The organism is Polaribacter sp. HL-MS24 (assembly GCF_032758595.1).
Taxonomy (GTDB): domain Bacteria; phylum Bacteroidota; class Bacteroidia; order Flavobacteriales; family Flavobacteriaceae; genus Polaribacter.
On sequence record NZ_CP136415.1, the window covers coordinates 2,118,273 to 2,134,148 of the forward strand.

Genomic DNA, 15,876 nt, shown 5'->3' on the forward strand with positions numbered 1-15,876 from the left:
ATTCATTTTGATACTTCAAAATTTGCATTTCATTTTATGATTTTTTAGTTGCGCGAAGTCGGGAGACTTTGCGCAGCTGGCTTATTATGGTACAAGTGGGCAAAAAAGCATAAATTCCTCAAAAAAACAATACAGCACACTCATTTTTTAGTATGGCATCCCGCATATCGGTTTAAAAAGGAAGGTTTTTTACTTTTTTTCTGGGCTTGTGCAACGGTTACCATTGTTGTGCTTAGTACTTTTTTGTTGCGATTATAATCCCAGTTGACCAATTCATTTTTGTCAGATTAAAATCTTTCCGATTTTCTAAATATTCAATTAGTTTGTCAACATTTTCTTGATGTCCATCTGGCCAATTTGGTTGAGTCAACATATCGTCAATTATATATAATCCACCAACTTTTATCATATCAAGAATTTCCTCAATCTCACTATATTTTCCAGGCCAAGCGTCAGCAAAAACTAAATCAAATTTATCTTTATTGTAATTTTTTATCCACTCAGTTCCGTCTGCACATATTAATTCCACTCTTTTATCTTGACCGAAATAATTTTCAGCTATCTCAATAAGTTTGGGGTCATTGTCAACGCTAATTAGTTTAGATTCAGAGTCCATTCCGTCAATCATCCAAGAGAGTGATAATCCAATTCCAGTTCCTTATTCCAATAAGTTTGATTTAGGTTTAGATGTTATCAGTGTTTTTAAAAACGTTCCGATGTATAGGTCAGAAGGCATTGTAAATCCTATTTCTTTGGATTTATTCTCAATTTCTGAATGAATTTTAGGCTTGTCAAGAATATTTGAGTCTTTCATATTATCTAATTGTTGTCATTTTTCATTTCAAATGTTGCTTCAAAATGTTCAACTGTAGGGAATGGGTCATAATAATGATGCAAAAGTCCTTTCCAATAAGCATATTGTTCAGATTGTCTAAATCCAATAGTATGGTCTTCTAACTTTTCCCATTCAACTAATAAAATGTATTTATTTTTTTGTTCTATACACCTTTTTAGTTTGTGGTTTAAATATCCATCTATAGAGCTTATATATTCACTTGCTTTTTTAAAATCTTCTACGAATCTGCTTTCTAATCCTTTTTTCACTTCGAGTATTGCAACTTCTAAAATCATTTATTATCTATTTTGTTTCTTCATTTTGGGTATTAAGCCCAACGGCTTGGATATGAGTAGTAGGAGAGGTACGAGCCTATTACTTATATCTTTTGTGCCTGTTGCACAAGTATTTACCCAAATATAAGTAAATATAGATTGATAATAAAAATATTTTCTTTAAATTTAAGGATGCAAGGAAAAAAGACCTATCAAGAAAAGCTGTTTACTTGTTTTAGTTTGAGCGAACGAGTACCCAAAGACAATTTTTACCGCCAGTTAGGAGGCGTTTTAGATTTAGACTATTTGTATGGCTTGACTAGAGCTTATTATGGTACAAGTGGACAAAAAAGCGTAGATCCCTCCAAAAAACAATACAGCACACTCATTTTTTAGTATTGCATCCCGCACATCGGCTTAAAAAGGAAGGTTTTTTACTTTTTTTCGGGGCTTGTGCAACGGTTACCATTTTACAAACAGTTATTGTTCTTCATATGTAAATAATAATTGTACAGTCGATAACTGGATTTGTCCACCATTATTCACAACTAGATTCTCATTTCTTTTAACTTTTATAAGATTTGCGCTTAAGTTTGCACTAATAACATTTATAATAGTGTCAAAAGTTAAAGTTATTCCTTCATAATTAATCTCATAATGCCCAGTTCCTCCATTAATTTTTTGACATTCAATTTCAGAATAAGTTAAAGTTTCAGAATTTAAATTTTGAGATATATTTAAATAATCCCAATCTATTATTCCATTTGAATTAAGAGTCATTGACGATGAGCAGGAGATGTAGTCTATTAGTTCTGTACTAACAAATTCTCCATTTAAATCAGTATCTAAAGCTATATTCGATTCAATTGATATTAAATTATAAATTCCAGCTACACTTCCGATTTTTTCTTCCTTATCAGATGAACAAGACAAAATTGTTAATCCAATTAAAATGGTAAGCAGTAAGTTCAGTTTTTTCATTTCGTAAATTTGAGTTTTAATTGTTTGTAACGGTCTCGTGTATGAGTAGTAGTGGGTTTCTACGCACAAACCTTTCGGTTTTGCACTGACCTTTATTTTATATTTATACTTTGATTTTATCACTTAAACCGCTATTACTTATACACCGTGTGCCTGTTGCACAAGTATTAACCCAAATATAAGTAAATATAGATTGATAATAAAAATATTTTCTTTAGATTTAAGGATGCAAGGAAAAAAGACCTATCAAGAAAAGCTGTTTGCTTGTTTTAGTTTGAGTGAACGGGCACCAAAAGACAATTTTTACCGACAGTTAGGAAGCGTTTTAGATTATTTATATCGGCTGACCAAAGCATATTAAGAAAGCAGCTGAAAAAAAAGCATAAATCCCTCCAAAAAACACTACAGCACACTCATTTTTTAGTATTGCATCCCGCACATCGGCTTAAAAAGGAAGGTTTTTTACTTTTTTTCGGGGCTTGTGCAACGGTTACCGTTGTTAGCAAAAGTTTTCTAGAATAAATAATATCCTACACTGAATTGAATTAGAGTATTAGTTCCTTTTTTTAATTCCCCATTAAAATCTGGCTTATCAATAGCTTTAGTCAAACCTTGATATAAATTAAGTTCAAAAATCAAATCTTTCAACTTTTTTCCTATTCCTAAATTAATTCCCACATCAAAAGGTTGACTTCTAAGAAACCGGGTATTATTATTACTACTTCCATTTCCATTAAGAAACACTCCTAACTGAGGTCCAAGAAGTATATATGTTGATTCATAAAATTTGTAGTTTAAAGAAACATTCATATAGTTAGATTCATACATAATATTTTCGGGAATATTAGACTCATATCTATTTCCTTGTTGCGAGAAAGTTATTTTAGGTCTAAATTTTATTTTCTCTTTAATTTCATATTCATAAAAACCTCCAATGTGAAATCCCATTTTATCAGAAATTGAAACCTGACCTAAAATTCCTTCTGAAATTGATGAGTTATTTAGTCCTATAATAATTCCTCCTTTTTTTTGAGAAAAAATTATAAATGGTATAAATAATAATAAAATAATTGTTAGTTTTCTTTTCATTTTGGGTTTTATTTTAATTTTTGCTAACGGTTTGTATATGATTTGTAGGCATTACGAACCACGAACTTTAAATAACCTACATATTTTGAAACGAGAATAAAAGATTGAACATTAACATAACTGCCTATAAATTATATACTTTGTGCCTGTTGCACAAGTATTTACCCAAATATAAGTAAATATAGATTGATAATAAAAATATTTTCTTTAAATTTAAGGATGCAAGGAAAAAAGACCTATCAAGAAAAGCTGTTTGCTTGTTTTAGTTTGAGCGAACGAGTACCCAAAGACAATTTTTACCGCCAGTTAGGAGGCGTTTTAGATTTAGACTATTTGTATGGCTTGACTAGAGCTTATTATGGTACAAGTGGGCAAAAAAGCGTAGATCCCCTCCAAAAAACACTACAGCACAGCCATTTTTTAGTATGGCATCCCGCACAACGGCTTAAAAAGAAAGGTTTTTTACTTTTTTTCGGGGCTTGTGCAACGGTTACCATTGTTGTGTGCTGCCATTTATCAGTTTTTTAATTCACTAAATTCTTTTTTCAATAAGAAAATTCCAATAATCGATACTAATATTGCACTGAAAGTAATTAGAATTAAATTTGTAAAACCACCATACAATTCTGTTAGTGATTCATTCATCATTGTTTCCGCATCCATAAAATACATTCCTAAAAAAGCAATAAGGTTATTTACTAAATGAATCAAGATTGATAGCGATAATTTTTTTGTTCTGTAATAAACCCAACCTGAAAATATCCCAATTATTGTAGCACTAACAAACTGCCACGGATTTAAATGAACGATTCCAAAAAGAACACTTGATAAAATAATTGATTTAACTGGAGAATATTTTTGTAATAATCCATTTAGAATAATTCCCCTAAAAATCAATTCTTCGATTATAGGTGCGGCAATAACTATTGCTAAAAAAGAAAACACCCCTTTTTGATTTGCGAATTCAAGAAATATCTTTTGCATAAACTCAGGCATTGGTAATGAATTAACAATTGGTTGTGTTATTCCTGTTTGAATTGCAATTATGGAGATAGAAACTAATGCCATTATCTTCATAGAACTAAGGCTAAAATTATATTTATTAATTCCTATTCTTTTTTTTCTTATCAAATGAGCGATACCAAAAGGAACTCCCATTGCTAATAAGTAATAAACTAAAAAAGAAATCTCTTTTCCTAGCACATTGTTTAGTATGAGGTTTACTGGACTAAATAATAACATTGAAAGTATTGCTATTCCAACAATCCCCCAACTTTGTCCTACATTGGGGAAATAAGTTTCCTTTTTCTCAATCATAATTATTTATTGTTCTTTTTTTTTGGTTGCACACAACGGTAATGTATATGAAAAGTAGCAGACTAAAAATGTTACTACTTTCAATTTAACAATAAAGATAGCAGTTAAGTGCAAACTACAAAGTTTGTGCTTAACTGCTATTTTTTATAAACCGTGTTAGCAAAAGTGTTTACTATTCAAATAATTCTAAATCAGACTCATTAATTGTAAAAACCCACTCCTCATCGTCTCCATTCGCCTGAAATGTCCAGTTTTTACGATTATATATATCCTTTTGTATGTTCCGTTCTTCACCTATATTATTGTCAATATCTATATAACCATAATTATTATTTGGTTTTAACCATTTTATAGTCTTATTGATATCTGTAAACATTATTGAGTCAAAATCAGAAATTGCGCCAAAATCTCCCCCTAACGCACTAAACTCTAAAATATTTAATGTGTTATTTTGGAATAAATCGAGAGTATTTGAATTTCCTTGTTTGTATAGTTTAACGTTTAAGTCTTTTGTAGTTAAATTTTCTATAAAAAAACTTTTGTTACCTGATTTAGGGTCACAAGATAGAAGCAATAAAGCTAATACTAATAAGTGTATTATTTTAGTATCCATAATCATCAAAAATTTGATTAACTGTTGGAATGTTTTTACCAACCCTTGAATTATATTCAGTATTTAACTTAGGTATAGTATTCACGTGAGAGTTTAGTGACGAATAAATATCCTGAATTGAGTAATCAGCTTCATTAACTACTCTTCTATTTATAATAGGTGGAATCCAACCATCTTTTAAAGTAACATAAAATCTTGTCGTACCGAATTCTTCTTCTGCCAATCTTGCACCAATATAATATCCCCACATTTCACCAACACCTGCATAACCAGAGTTATGTCCGTGTCCATCACCATAAGCTCCGTAAGTAATGATATAGTTGATGTATTTTACCCAATAGCCACTGCCTACTTTTTTATGATGGCTTGCGTGACCTAGTTCGTGAAAAGTGGTCTCAAAAACTCCATCTGTACCTTGACTGGCATTGGCTTTAATGATAATGTCAGGAAGTACAAAACGAGTTACTAACCATAATGCGTTTATTGGTAATGAAATTGTAGTTTTGCTAAAGAAAGAAATTAAATCAGAGTTAGTTCTAAAGCCAATCCATCCCCAAGTTCTTCTTAACATTGGCGCTGCTCCTCCACCTGATTTTCCATTGGCAACAATTCTTAGATTGGAATGCGGTTTTCCTATTCCAAATCGTGTACAGTAATCTAAATATTTTACTGTAGCATTATTTACAGTTGACCAACGCCAACCAACGGAATTAGTCCCAAAAGTAATATTATGACCATATTTACTATGTTTTCCTGCTCTGTACCTTGCTGATGAAATGCTAATGGTGGATGGCCAAATTTTAAATCCTCTTGTATTTTTAAAAACTACGGTGTATCTAACACTTCGTCTATAGCCTCTGTTTACTCTATAAAAACCTTGTGAATTTGTCCAACCTTTTGCCCATTTAAACCAACGCCTTGTTTTTACTTTTACACCTAATACTGGGTCATTTCCTCCTGTTACCGTATTTCTTACCCTAATATAGCCTTGAGGTTTTCTTTTGCTTCTTCTTGCTGAAATACCATTTTGGCTATCTTGTTCATCTTCGGGTTCTTCCCAATTGTCTGTAATACGTAATGCCTCGTCTTCTAAGTCATAAAGAAAACTTTTTGAAATGGCACTTTTCCCTGCAATGGTGGTCGTAGTGGTTTCATCTTCCCCTTCATCTCCTTCTTCCTCTTCGGGTCCAGATTCCTCAATCAAGAATAAATCTTCTATTTTTTCATAAGCCACATCAGAATGGAATTGATAATCTTTTACTACTGAAGTATAAAGCCATTGGGCTTGTTCTATTTCGGTATTTTCATCTACAAAATAATCGCCTTCTTGCTCAATTTCTACATCTAAAGGAATAATTGAAAGGTTTAGAGAATCGGCAAGTAATAGGTTCTTTTGCTCGTCGTTCTCCACCCAAAATTTCACATAATAATCGGTAGCTTGAATGTCTAAATCATCTTTTAATGTTTTTGCGGAATAACTTTTAGATGACTTTTTTTGTTTTTCTTTTAGGCTTTCCAAAGCTAATCGCATATTTTTAACAGAATATGGATTTTCCAGTTTTTCTCCTAAGACAATTTTGCCGTCTGATTCAGATGCGAGTTCTTCACTTAATGTCAGTTCTGATTGTGGTGTGTCCTCAATTTCGTTTTGACAGGAATAAATCAATATTCCAATCAGTGTTAATGTTAAAAACCGTAAGCTTTGTTTTCTCATAATTTTTGTTTTAATAGTTAATGTTTGTGTTACATTTTTGCTAACGGTCTAGTGTATGAGTAGTAGCGGATTTCTACTCACGACCTTTTCAGTTTTACACTGACCTTGTTTTATACTTACACTTTGTTTTTATTACTTAAACCCCTATAACTTATACACCTTTTTAGCACCAGCTATATTTTCAACTCTCCTTTCAAAATGATTTGAGCCTTGCTTTTTATCGTCATTTCTTCCTCATTCAACAATTCAACTTCCATAAATCCAGTTCTTTCTGAACATTGAAAAGAATTCATCTTTGACTTCTTCAATTTCTTTCCCCAATATTTTGCCAAAAAGGTATGCGTTCCACCTGTTACAGGGTCTTCATTCGTCCCACTCCAAGGCCAAAAATATCTTGATTCAAAGTCAAATTCCACCTTTGTCGAATGTGCAGTTACAACTACTCCGTTAATCTCTTTATGTGATTTTTTTAGCTTGTCAAAATCGGGGGATAGGTTTTTTAATAATTCAGCACTCTGAATTTCAAGTAACAATATTTTGGTTTCAGCGTTGTATTCGCTATTACTCACTTCTTCAATTCCAAGGGCTTTAAGTAATTCAAATGGTACTTCTTTAGGGATTGTCTCATAAATTGGGAATCCCATTTTAATGAATTCTTCATTGCGTTTAATTGGTAATTTCAAGTTCTGAATATTCACAAAAGTGAGTGAATTTTGTCCGTTTTTTTCAAAAAGTACTTTTGAAGAAGCTAAAGTAGCGTGTCCACACAATGGAATTTCCATTACTGGTGAAAAGAATCTAATGGGATATTCATTATTTTCATTAAGCTCACCAATAAATGCCGTTTCTGATAATCCTAATTCTTTTGCGATTGAAAGCATTTCTGAATCAGACAGTTCATTTTTTAATATACAGACACCCGCTGGATTTCCTTTAAAGGGTTGGTCCGTAAATGAATCAACGATATAGGTTTCTATTTTTTTCATTCTTACTTGATCTGCTCTAATTGGTGCTAACGTGTTTGTATATGGTTTGTTGCGTGGTTTAAGCACCTAATTTAGCATATAAAAACCGAATAGAAATACGCGAGGATTTTCGTAAGTAGGCTAGAACTAGCAATAAATTATATACGGTGTTAGCTGTTGTTATTTTTCATTTCAAAAGTTGTTTCGAAGTGCTCAACAATTGGAAAAGGGTCATAATAATGATGTAAAATTTCTTTCCAATGTTTATACTGTTCTGATTCTCTAAATCCGATTGTATGGTCTTCTAATTTATTCCACTCAACAAGTAAAATATATTTATTAGTTTGTTCCAAACATTTTTTTAGTTTATGATTCAGGTATCCATCTATTGAACTAATATATTTACTCGCTTTTTTAAAATCCTCTTCGAATTTATTTTCTAGCCCTTTTTTTACTTCTAGCATTGCAACTTCTAAAATCATTTGTCTTTTTATTAAATATTATTATCAATTGACATTATCCATAATCCACGCAGATTACTTTCTTTCCCTATCTGCACTACCTTTTCTTTTAAGAAACCAAGAGATTCATATAGTTGTATTGCTCTTTTATTATCAGAGTAAACATCAAGCCAAATTCTATTTGCGTTATATTTCTCAAAACAAATTTTTTTAATCAATTCGATTGAGTCTTTCCCGTAGCCAAATCCTTTTTCGGAAATTACAATTCTTCTAAATTCGATAGATTTTTTATGGTCAGAAATTCCATTTAAGATTATGTGTCCAATTAGTTTATTATTTCCTTTTTTGAATATTGATAAATGACATTCATTTTCTAATATTTCTTTATGTTCTGCTATATCGTATTGTTGGACAAACTGAGAATTTTCCTTTTCAAAGGTTATTATCTTGTTAAGGTCTTTAAAGTCAGTTTTCTTAATTAATATTTTCTCTGTTTGTTCCATTTTCCTAATAACAGCTAACGTTGTTGTATAAGATTAGTTGCGTATTTTAAGAACTAAAGTTAGCAAATGAATCACAGATAGAAAGTCCGCGAGGACTTTCGTAAGTAGGCAATAAGCCAGCAATAAAATTTATACGGTGTTGTGTGCAGTTTTATATTTTTAGTCATATTTTTTTCACTAAAATCTATGAAATAATATTCCTTTATAGAATTATAAATAAATTGTAAATCCTGCTCCTAATATAAAACCATTATTTGTTGTTTCAAAAGTAGATTGGTCACTTCCGCTTTCTCTATATTGGTAGCTAATAGTTGGTTCTAAAGAAATGTGTTTGTTTAAGAAAAATGCATAACCTAATCCGAATTGATAACTGAAAAAGTCACTTTCACTCTCAATGCCTTCATTTTCACTGTTAGCTTTTCCAAAACCTAAAGATGCTTGACCAAAAAGACCATTGACTAAATAATATCTTAAGAATGGTCCAATTGTTATAGATGTACTATTACTTGAAAATTTCGTTCCATTATTGTCTATAAACTCATTATCAAAATAACCAAATGAAGTCTCTAACCCTAAAGCTAATCTATCAACTACAAAGTACGCTGCTTTCGGATTAATTCCGAAACCGAAGTTACTACTTTCAGTTGTATTAAATCCATTTTGTACAGATTTTGAATTGTTAGTTGAAAAGTTAACAGAGCCATCAACTATAAAATTTCCTTTATCTGTAGGTTTATTTTTTGTTCCTTTTTCCTGAGAAAATAAAGTAAAGCTTGAGCAAATTACGATACTCATAAATAATAATTTTTTCATATTGAATTTTTTTAAGTTTTTATTTAATTAGCAATAAATATGCTAAAATTCAGATTTTACTTTTTATTTTCATCAAATTTTTCATTTAATTGCACACAACGTTTAGGCTATGGTTAGTTTGGGACTTAAAAGTAATTAATTTCCGTATAAGCACTTAGCCAAAACTTTTTATTTTGTTTTATCTTTTTCTTTATAAAAGCCAAATCAAAAAGATTTGGAGGGCTTTATAAATATACCCAAACATTGGGTTAAGCACCAAAACCCGTATTAATTATAGCCATTGTGCCTGTTGCACAAGTATTTATCCAAATATAAGTAAATATAGATTGATAATAAAAATATTTTCTTTAAATTTAAGGATGCAAGGAAAAAAGACCTATCAAGAAAAGCTGTTTGCTTGTTTTAGTTTGAGCGAACGAGTACCCAAAGACAATTTTTACCGCCAGTTAGGAGGCGTTTTAGATTTAGAATATTTGTATGGCTTGACTAGAGCTTATTATGGTACAAGTGGGCAAGAAAGCGTAGATCCCGTAGTTTTTTTCAAACTGTGTTTGGTCGGCTATTTAGAAAACATCATTAGTGATCGCAAGCTGATATCCCATTGCAGCATGCGTATGGATATTTTGTATTTCATCGGTTATGATATCGATGATGAACTGCCATGGCATTCAACGATTAGTCGTACACGACAATTGTTTCCAGAAAGCCTCTTTGAAGAGGTATTTACCAAGGTTTTAGCACTGTGTATTTCAAAGGGGATGGTCAGTGGTCACACCCAAGCCATTGACTCCGCCCCAGTGAAAGCCAATGCATCCATGGATAGTTTGGAACTCAAAGTTCCCAAAGAAGACTTAGAATCACACTTGCAGAAGATACGTCATATCAGCCGTATGGATAAACCCCATCGACAAGCCAAAGAAAACAAGGCCTCTAAAACTCAACAAACTATTGATGCAAACAAACAAGAACTAGGCGCTATAAAAAGCCGTAACAAGAACTGGTCAAAAAATCAAGATCAGCGCCCCGGTGCAGGCAACAAAGGCAGTAAATACACCAGTAACAAAACCCATTACAGTCCGACTGATCCTGATGCAAGAATTAGTGTAAAACTAAGGCAAAGCGAGAAAACTCAATTATATGAGTCAGCTAAGTGTAGACACTGCCCACCATGTCATCACCGATATTCAAGCTTACCATGCCGATAAGAAAGACAATCAATACCTTCAGGATATTGTGAATCGCTTAAAACCAAGACTTCACCACTCGGGATTACTATGGCAAAACTGTGTCGCCGACACGGGTTATAGTAGTGGAGAGAACTATGCCTTTTTAGAACAAGTGAACTTACAAAGCTTTATTCCACCACACGGCACCTACAAAGGTGGTCCCAAAGGGTTTATTTACAATGATCAAGAAGACCATTATGTATGTCCACAAGGAAAATCCATCCCCTTCAAAAAAGTATTTAAAGACTACCGCACCCAGACCTTAAAAAAGGAATACCGAGGGTCGAGTAAACTATGTAATGGCTGCCCAATAGCAAGCCAATGCCTAGGTAAATCCGCCAAAGAGAAGAAATTTTCTGTAACCTACTACCGAGAGGAATATGAGCGAAACAATGCACGAGTCCACAGCAAACAAGGACGCTTTATGAAACGTAAACGTCAAAGCACGGTAGAACCTGTTTTTGGGACACTGACTCAATTTATGGGTCTGAGAAAGATCAATACCATAGGCATACAGCAAGCCAACAAGGTGATGCACCTAGCAGCAATGGCTTACAATCTGAAAAAGTATGTGAAATTCACTCAAAAACTGGCAAAATCTAAGGCAAAAGCCCTTGGTTTTGTGTTTTTTGAAATTACCGCCCTCACAAAGGGCATTGGGTCCTATATACCCCCCTTTAAAAAACAATACAGCACACTCATTTTTTAGTATGGCATCCCGCACATCGGCTTAAAAAGGAAGGTTTTTTACTTTTTTTCGGGGCTTGTGCAACGGTTACTAGTGTTGGCAAATCGTTTTTATTTCCTTTCAAATATTAAATCGGGACCGTCAACATAAGATTTTCCTATAGTCATTTTCCCATTAGTTAAGTTATATGTCCATTTAGATTCATTAATTTTTACTAATAAGATTTTTGGATCAGTCGTTCCTCCAAGATAATCCTCTCCAAAAAAGTAATTATATTCTCCATCTGGATGACTTACATCTTGTCCTCCAGTTACTTTCAAAATTCCGTTTGATTGAAATTCATAAACTATGTTTTCATTTGAATAGTCCGTTGAACTTTGTCCTCCAAATCCAAAAATTTGCACCTCTATTAATTTCCATTTTCCAATAATTTCATTATTCGTAGAGTTTTTGTCGTCGTTTAAACAACTAGACAATATTCCAATTGTGAATATTAATAATATAATTTTTTTCATAATTTAAAGTGTTTTTATATTATAGATGCAATTATTTCCATTTAGTTGTGTCAAATGTTTGCCAATCGGTTTGAATATGGTGCGTGCCATTTTTTCACTTACAAAGTATCTTGGTTTCAATCAGTTTCAAATTTAGTAAATCTTTCTCCACGAAGCACTAACTGCGGCATGCACTATATTTTTTGTTGGCAATAGTTAGTATTCATAAAGGTAAGTTAAGTCACTTCCTTGAAAGTTCAATAAAACTTTTCTTTCGTTATTTACTTGTATATTACTAAGATTAAAATAGAAGTTTTTTTCAATGAGTGCTTCACATTCATCATTGTCAGTAAATACAATTCTTAAATTTCGTTGAACAGGGTTTGATTCAAAAATATCTCTGTTATCAATTAATTTAGCTGATACTTCTTCACAACCACCTCCATATCTAATTTTAATTTTTAAACATTCATTCTCAAAATTCAAACTAACGAGATCAAAAGTGTCAGATTGAGAATTATGAAATTGATTAGAGTCTATAATCACAGCATTGCATTTTTTTTTCTGTGCTGTATCTTCTTCACTACACCCTATAATAAAGCAAAAGATTGTTAGAATTAAAATCATTTTTCTCATAATTATAGTTTTTTGTTAAAATTGATTATTCATAAAAAACTGATTAAACATTTAGATATAATTATCTAAGTAAATAAATTGTTTTTGTTTCAGTTAATCCTTTCATTGTTGTTTTGACAAAATGAATACCTGACCGAAGTTTTGACAAAGAAATTGTTTCTTTGGCGTTGGTTATATTTTTATTCAGAACCCTTTCTCCTGTAAAATTATAAATAGAGATATTAACTGTATTGTCTTTTGTCTCAACCAAACGGATGATTTTCTGCATATCAGGTTCATTCAATTCTGTATCCCTGCTGCGCAAAGTCTCCCGACTTTGAGCTTATATAATTCTCATTCATTAATTTTTTGTTCAAATTCATTTTGATACTTCAAAATTTGTATTTCATTTTATGATTTTTTAGTTGCGCGAAGTCGGGAGACTTTGTGCAGCTGGCTTATTATGGTACAAGTGGACAAAAAAGCGTAGATTCCCTCCAAAAAACACTACAGCACACTCATTTTTTAGTAAAGCATCCCGCACATCGGCTTAAAAAGGAAGGTTTTTTACTTTTTTTCGGGGCTTGTGCAACGGTTACCGGTGTTACAAACAGTTTATATTTCATATTCAATTCCTAAACTGAAAATTGATGGTTTTATTGAATTATCTCTTTCAATAAGACCAAGAAAATATCTTATATTTATTCTCAATTTTTCAGATATTTTATAGCCTAAACCTAAATTAAAGCCTAAATCAAATTTGTCATAATTCGTGTTATTATTTTGAGAATTATTTCCTTGATTTAACCCAAAAGAATCTTTGGTAGTTTCTTGTTTTCGATTTATAACATAACCTAATTGAATTCCACTTTCTAAATTAAATTTTTCATTAATAAAATATTGTAAAATAATTGGTAAAGAAATTACAGATTCATTTATTGTTTCTTCAATATCACTAACTCCTATAAGAATTCCATTTGAGTCAAATAATGAAATATCCTCGAATACTCTTTTTGTTCCTTGGTTAGAAAAAAGTAATTCAGGTTGTATTCTAAACTTTTTAGAAATTTTTATATTTGAATAACCTCCAATATAAAACCCAATTTTTCCTTGATATTCTACAATCCTGGAATTCCCAACATACACATCTGGTGTGTATTTTGACATATTAATTCCTGATTTAAGACCAAAATTCATTTTAGTCATTTGTGCATTTATTGAAATATTAGCTAATAATATTAAAATAATCAAAAAGTTCTTTTTCATCTATGATTTTTGTTTTTAATTGTTTGTAACTGTAAACTGTATGGTTAGTGGCGTGTTAAAAGGCTATAACTTTCATCAAGCACAAACCTTTATAAAAAAGAGCTAACCCTATAGCTAGCTCTTTCTAGCCATTAACTATACAGATTGTTACCCAACGTATGTTATTCAAATTTAATAGTTTTTTCAGTTCTACGAATTTTTACAATACTATAAGGTTGAGTCATTACCAAACTAACAAATTCAGTTTCATTTGTCGAAACAACTAAGCTACTTTCATTTTCAGTAATATTAGTTATTTTCACTTCCCAACCATTGGATTTAACCTCCAGAAAAACAGCAATTAACAAATAACTGTCAAAATCTATAGTCGTTTCAGTAAAATTATCTGAAACATTGTTAACTGAATTCATTTGGGTAAGTAAATTCTGCCAATCACTAGTATTATTAATAACCATATTGGACTTTACAATTCCTTCACTTCCATTTCCACTTAAAATATCGTTACTTATTACAGTAAATACTATGTTTTGAGGAAAAGTATTCTCATTTTTTGAGTCATTACAACTAAAAAGAGATAAATTTATTGATAAAATTAAAATTATATTTCTCATAATATTATATTTTTTTTAATTAATCTATTTTTCTAAAATGATGACCCTGCTGCGCAAAGTCTCCCGACTTTGAGCTTATATAATTCTCATTCATTAATTTTTTGTTCAAATTCATTTTGATACTTCAAAATTTGCATTTCATTTTATGATTTTTTAGTTGCGCGAAGTCGGGAGACTTTGCGCAGCTGGGTTACTGTTGTTAGGCACAGTACTTTGTTAAAATCCATAAGTTAATTGTTCAACTGTGTAGCTATTATCCACAGGGTTAAAATTGATAATATTTTTATAAGCAACGTCGGTACAGATAAATAAGGAAGGTAATGTAATATTCAAAACTTCTTCACTACTATCTAAATTTCTAATTACTAACGTCATATTATCTAAATAAGTTCCTTTGAAATCTTCTTTTGAACTATCTGGATTGAATTGTCCAAGATGGATTATTAATTCTAAATTATTCTGAATAGTTATTTCTTGTAATCCTTGTGTGGATGAATGAGGATGACTATAAGATGTTCCCTCAAATCCTTCAGCTCCTTCAAAAATCGAATCATTATCATCAATTTTATAGTTTATTTCATAATAAAAATACTCTGCTTCAACTCCACAGCTATTTGTATGTCCAGTAATATTTAACTCAACTTCATAAATAGATGACAGGGTTGTAAAAGTTTCTTCATTTCCATACGTAATACCATTTTCATTTGTCGCATAAGCTCTTAAATAATAAGTTGTGTTCTCCTGTAATCCAGTAATCTCTGAATTAAAGTCATAGCTATTTGTATTATTTTCTATGTGGTTGTCGTCAATTGTGGGATTTTGAGAGGTACTCCAACATATTCCTTTATTTATTATTGTGCCATCTCCATCGTCATTAATTATTCCTCCACTCGTTGCACTGTTTAATGTAATGTTTTCTATAGTTTTTGTTGTAATATTAATTTCTCCGATTGCTGTTGTAAACTCAATTTCGTTTCCGTAATACTCTCCAGTTGGATTTACAAAAAACGCTCTCATATAATATATTGTATTTCTTTCCAAATTAGTAACATCAGATGAAATGTTTACTCCATTAACTTCTATAACGTAATCATCAGTTTTTGGAAGTGTTGTTTTGGCATAAACAAAACCTTGAGAAGTTACTGTACTCTCACAAGTTGGAGCGATAATTTGTCCACTAAATATTGCACTAGTTTCAGTAATGTTGGAAGCATTTTCGGCAGATAAAGTTGGTGTATATGTGCAATCAGAATTATTCTCATTATCTGAATTTGAGCAGGATGTAAATATGAATAGAAAGATTAAAATGTTAAATGTAAATTTCATGGTATAATGATTAGTTCTAGATTTTTTGTTTGTATTGTGCCTAACGGCTCGAATATGCGTAGTGCGGGATTACAAGGCATTTCA

General features: G+C 31.4%; 23 protein-coding genes. 5 read left to right on the plus strand and 18 right to left on the minus strand.

All coding sequences use genetic code 11. The features are described from left to right. Nucleotides 1-232 precede the first annotated feature (232 nt). Genes RRF69_RS09980 through RRF69_RS09990 form a run of 3 tightly spaced genes read right to left on the minus strand, consistent with a single transcriptional unit; the run spans nucleotide 233 to nucleotide 1,131 of the window. On the minus strand, nucleotides 233-649 hold the full coding sequence (locus RRF69_RS09980) for an O-methyltransferase (protein WP_316941136.1): 417 nt from the start codon (nucleotides 647-649) through the stop codon (nucleotides 233-235). Between the two features lie 9 nt (nucleotides 650-658). Next, entirely contained in the window at nucleotides 659-814 is a 156-nt protein-coding gene (locus RRF69_RS09985; RefSeq protein WP_316939640.1) for a hypothetical protein, read from the minus strand. 5 nt (nucleotides 815-819) lie between these two features. Beyond that, complete coding sequence (locus tag RRF69_RS09990; protein ID WP_316939642.1) at nucleotides 820-1,131, minus strand: antibiotic biosynthesis monooxygenase; 312 nt, start codon at nucleotides 1,129-1,131, stop codon at nucleotides 820-822. 171 nt (nucleotides 1,132-1,302) lie between these two features. Between RRF69_RS09990 and RRF69_RS09995 the strand changes: the two genes are divergently transcribed. Further along, nucleotides 1,303-1,506 carry a hypothetical protein gene (locus RRF69_RS09995; RefSeq protein WP_316939643.1) on the plus strand — a complete coding sequence of 68 codons (204 nt, stop codon included), beginning with the start codon at nucleotides 1,303-1,305 and terminating at the stop codon, nucleotides 1,504-1,506. Nucleotides 1,507-1,590: 84 nt separating this feature from the next. Here RRF69_RS09995 and RRF69_RS10000 read toward each other — a convergent pair whose 3' ends face one another. Then, a complete protein-coding gene (locus tag RRF69_RS10000) occupies nucleotides 1,591-2,091 on the minus strand; it encodes a hypothetical protein (RefSeq protein WP_316939644.1) in 501 nt (166 codons plus the stop codon). Nucleotides 2,092-2,317: 226 nt separating this feature from the next. On the opposite strand from RRF69_RS10000, the gene RRF69_RS10005 reads away from it, so the two are divergent. Beyond that, nucleotides 2,318-2,452 (plus strand): hypothetical protein, encoded by a 135-nt coding sequence (locus tag RRF69_RS10005; RefSeq protein ID WP_316939645.1) that lies wholly within the window; start codon nucleotides 2,318-2,320, stop codon nucleotides 2,450-2,452. Nucleotides 2,453-2,604: 152 nt separating this feature from the next. On the opposite strand, the gene RRF69_RS10010 is transcribed toward RRF69_RS10005, so the two are convergent. Further along, the gene (locus tag RRF69_RS10010; protein WP_316939646.1) at nucleotides 2,605-3,180 is read right to left on the minus strand and encodes an outer membrane beta-barrel protein; all 576 of its coding nucleotides are present in this window, start codon (nucleotides 3,178-3,180) and stop codon (nucleotides 2,605-2,607) included. 219 nt (nucleotides 3,181-3,399) lie between these two features. On the opposite strand from RRF69_RS10010, the gene RRF69_RS10015 reads away from it, so the two are divergent. Beyond that, nucleotides 3,400-3,708, plus strand: a complete 309-nt coding sequence (locus RRF69_RS10015) for a hypothetical protein (RefSeq protein ID WP_316939647.1) — start codon at nucleotides 3,400-3,402, stop codon at nucleotides 3,706-3,708. Here RRF69_RS10015 and RRF69_RS10020 read toward each other — a convergent pair. From RRF69_RS10020 to RRF69_RS10050, 7 genes are all read right to left on the minus strand, one after another. Continuing rightward, nucleotides 3,697-4,497, minus strand: a complete 801-nt coding sequence (locus tag RRF69_RS10020; RefSeq protein ID WP_316939648.1) for a type II CAAX endopeptidase family protein — start codon at nucleotides 4,495-4,497, stop codon at nucleotides 3,697-3,699. The genes RRF69_RS10015 and RRF69_RS10020 overlap by 12 nt on opposite strands. A gap of 172 nt (nucleotides 4,498-4,669) precedes the next feature. After that, a complete protein-coding gene (locus RRF69_RS10025; protein WP_316939649.1) occupies nucleotides 4,670-5,110 on the minus strand; it encodes a hypothetical protein in 441 nt (146 codons plus the stop codon). Continuing rightward, nucleotides 5,100-6,824: a hypothetical protein gene (locus RRF69_RS10030; protein ID WP_316939650.1), complete on the minus strand. Its 1,725-nt coding sequence runs from the start codon at nucleotides 6,822-6,824 to the stop codon at nucleotides 5,100-5,102. Before RRF69_RS10030 ends, RRF69_RS10025 begins: the two co-directional genes overlap by 11 nt. A 173-nt stretch (nucleotides 6,825-6,997) precedes the next feature. Next, entirely contained in the window at nucleotides 6,998-7,810 is an 813-nt protein-coding gene (locus RRF69_RS10035) for a PhzF family phenazine biosynthesis protein (protein ID WP_316939651.1), read from the minus strand. 149 nt (nucleotides 7,811-7,959) lie between these two features. Then, complete coding sequence (locus tag RRF69_RS10040) at nucleotides 7,960-8,271, minus strand: antibiotic biosynthesis monooxygenase (protein WP_316939652.1); 312 nt, start codon at nucleotides 8,269-8,271, stop codon at nucleotides 7,960-7,962. Nucleotides 8,272-8,282: 11 nt separating this feature from the next. Next, nucleotides 8,283-8,753: a GNAT family N-acetyltransferase gene (locus tag RRF69_RS10045; RefSeq protein ID WP_316939653.1), complete on the minus strand. Its 471-nt coding sequence runs from the start codon at nucleotides 8,751-8,753 to the stop codon at nucleotides 8,283-8,285. A 210-nt stretch (nucleotides 8,754-8,963) separates the two neighbouring features. Next, nucleotides 8,964-9,566, minus strand: a complete 603-nt coding sequence (locus RRF69_RS10050; RefSeq protein ID WP_316939654.1) for an outer membrane beta-barrel protein — start codon at nucleotides 9,564-9,566, stop codon at nucleotides 8,964-8,966. 326 nt (nucleotides 9,567-9,892) lie between these two features. Between RRF69_RS10050 and RRF69_RS10055 the strand changes: the two genes are divergently transcribed. Together RRF69_RS10055 and RRF69_RS10060 are read left to right on the plus strand one after the other, a co-directional pair. Then, nucleotides 9,893-10,771, plus strand: a complete 879-nt coding sequence (locus RRF69_RS10055) for a transposase (protein WP_316939655.1) — start codon at nucleotides 9,893-9,895, stop codon at nucleotides 10,769-10,771. After that, nucleotides 10,704-11,501 (plus strand): transposase, encoded by a 798-nt coding sequence (locus RRF69_RS10060; RefSeq protein WP_316939656.1) that lies wholly within the window; start codon nucleotides 10,704-10,706, stop codon nucleotides 11,499-11,501. Before RRF69_RS10055 ends, RRF69_RS10060 begins: the two co-directional genes overlap by 68 nt. 89 nt (nucleotides 11,502-11,590) lie before the next feature. Here RRF69_RS10060 and RRF69_RS10065 read toward each other — a convergent pair whose 3' ends face one another. The 6 genes from RRF69_RS10065 to RRF69_RS10090 all read right to left on the minus strand — a co-directional run bounded on the left by RRF69_RS10065 (nucleotide 11,591) and on the right by RRF69_RS10090 (nucleotide 15,792). Beyond that, nucleotides 11,591-11,956, minus strand: coding sequence for a hypothetical protein (locus RRF69_RS10065; protein ID WP_316939657.1), 366 nt, complete (start codon nucleotides 11,954-11,956; stop codon nucleotides 11,591-11,593). A 234-nt stretch (nucleotides 11,957-12,190) separates the two neighbouring features. Continuing rightward, nucleotides 12,191-12,610 (minus strand): hypothetical protein, encoded by a 420-nt coding sequence (locus RRF69_RS10070; RefSeq protein ID WP_316939658.1) that lies wholly within the window; start codon nucleotides 12,608-12,610, stop codon nucleotides 12,191-12,193. Between the two features lie 61 nt (nucleotides 12,611-12,671). After that, nucleotides 12,672-12,878 (minus strand): T9SS type A sorting domain-containing protein, encoded by a 207-nt coding sequence (locus RRF69_RS10075; RefSeq protein ID WP_316939659.1) that lies wholly within the window; start codon nucleotides 12,876-12,878, stop codon nucleotides 12,672-12,674. Nucleotides 12,879-13,204: 326 nt separating this feature from the next. After that, nucleotides 13,205-13,855, minus strand: coding sequence for a porin family protein (locus RRF69_RS10080; protein ID WP_316939660.1), 651 nt, complete (start codon nucleotides 13,853-13,855; stop codon nucleotides 13,205-13,207). Between the two features lie 161 nt (nucleotides 13,856-14,016). Continuing rightward, complete coding sequence (locus tag RRF69_RS10085) at nucleotides 14,017-14,466, minus strand: protease complex subunit PrcB family protein (RefSeq protein WP_316939661.1); 450 nt, start codon at nucleotides 14,464-14,466, stop codon at nucleotides 14,017-14,019. A 216-nt stretch (nucleotides 14,467-14,682) separates the two neighbouring features. Then, nucleotides 14,683-15,792: a hypothetical protein gene (locus RRF69_RS10090; RefSeq protein WP_316939662.1), complete on the minus strand. Its 1,110-nt coding sequence runs from the start codon at nucleotides 15,790-15,792 to the stop codon at nucleotides 14,683-14,685. Between the last annotated feature and the right edge of the window lie 84 nt (nucleotides 15,793-15,876).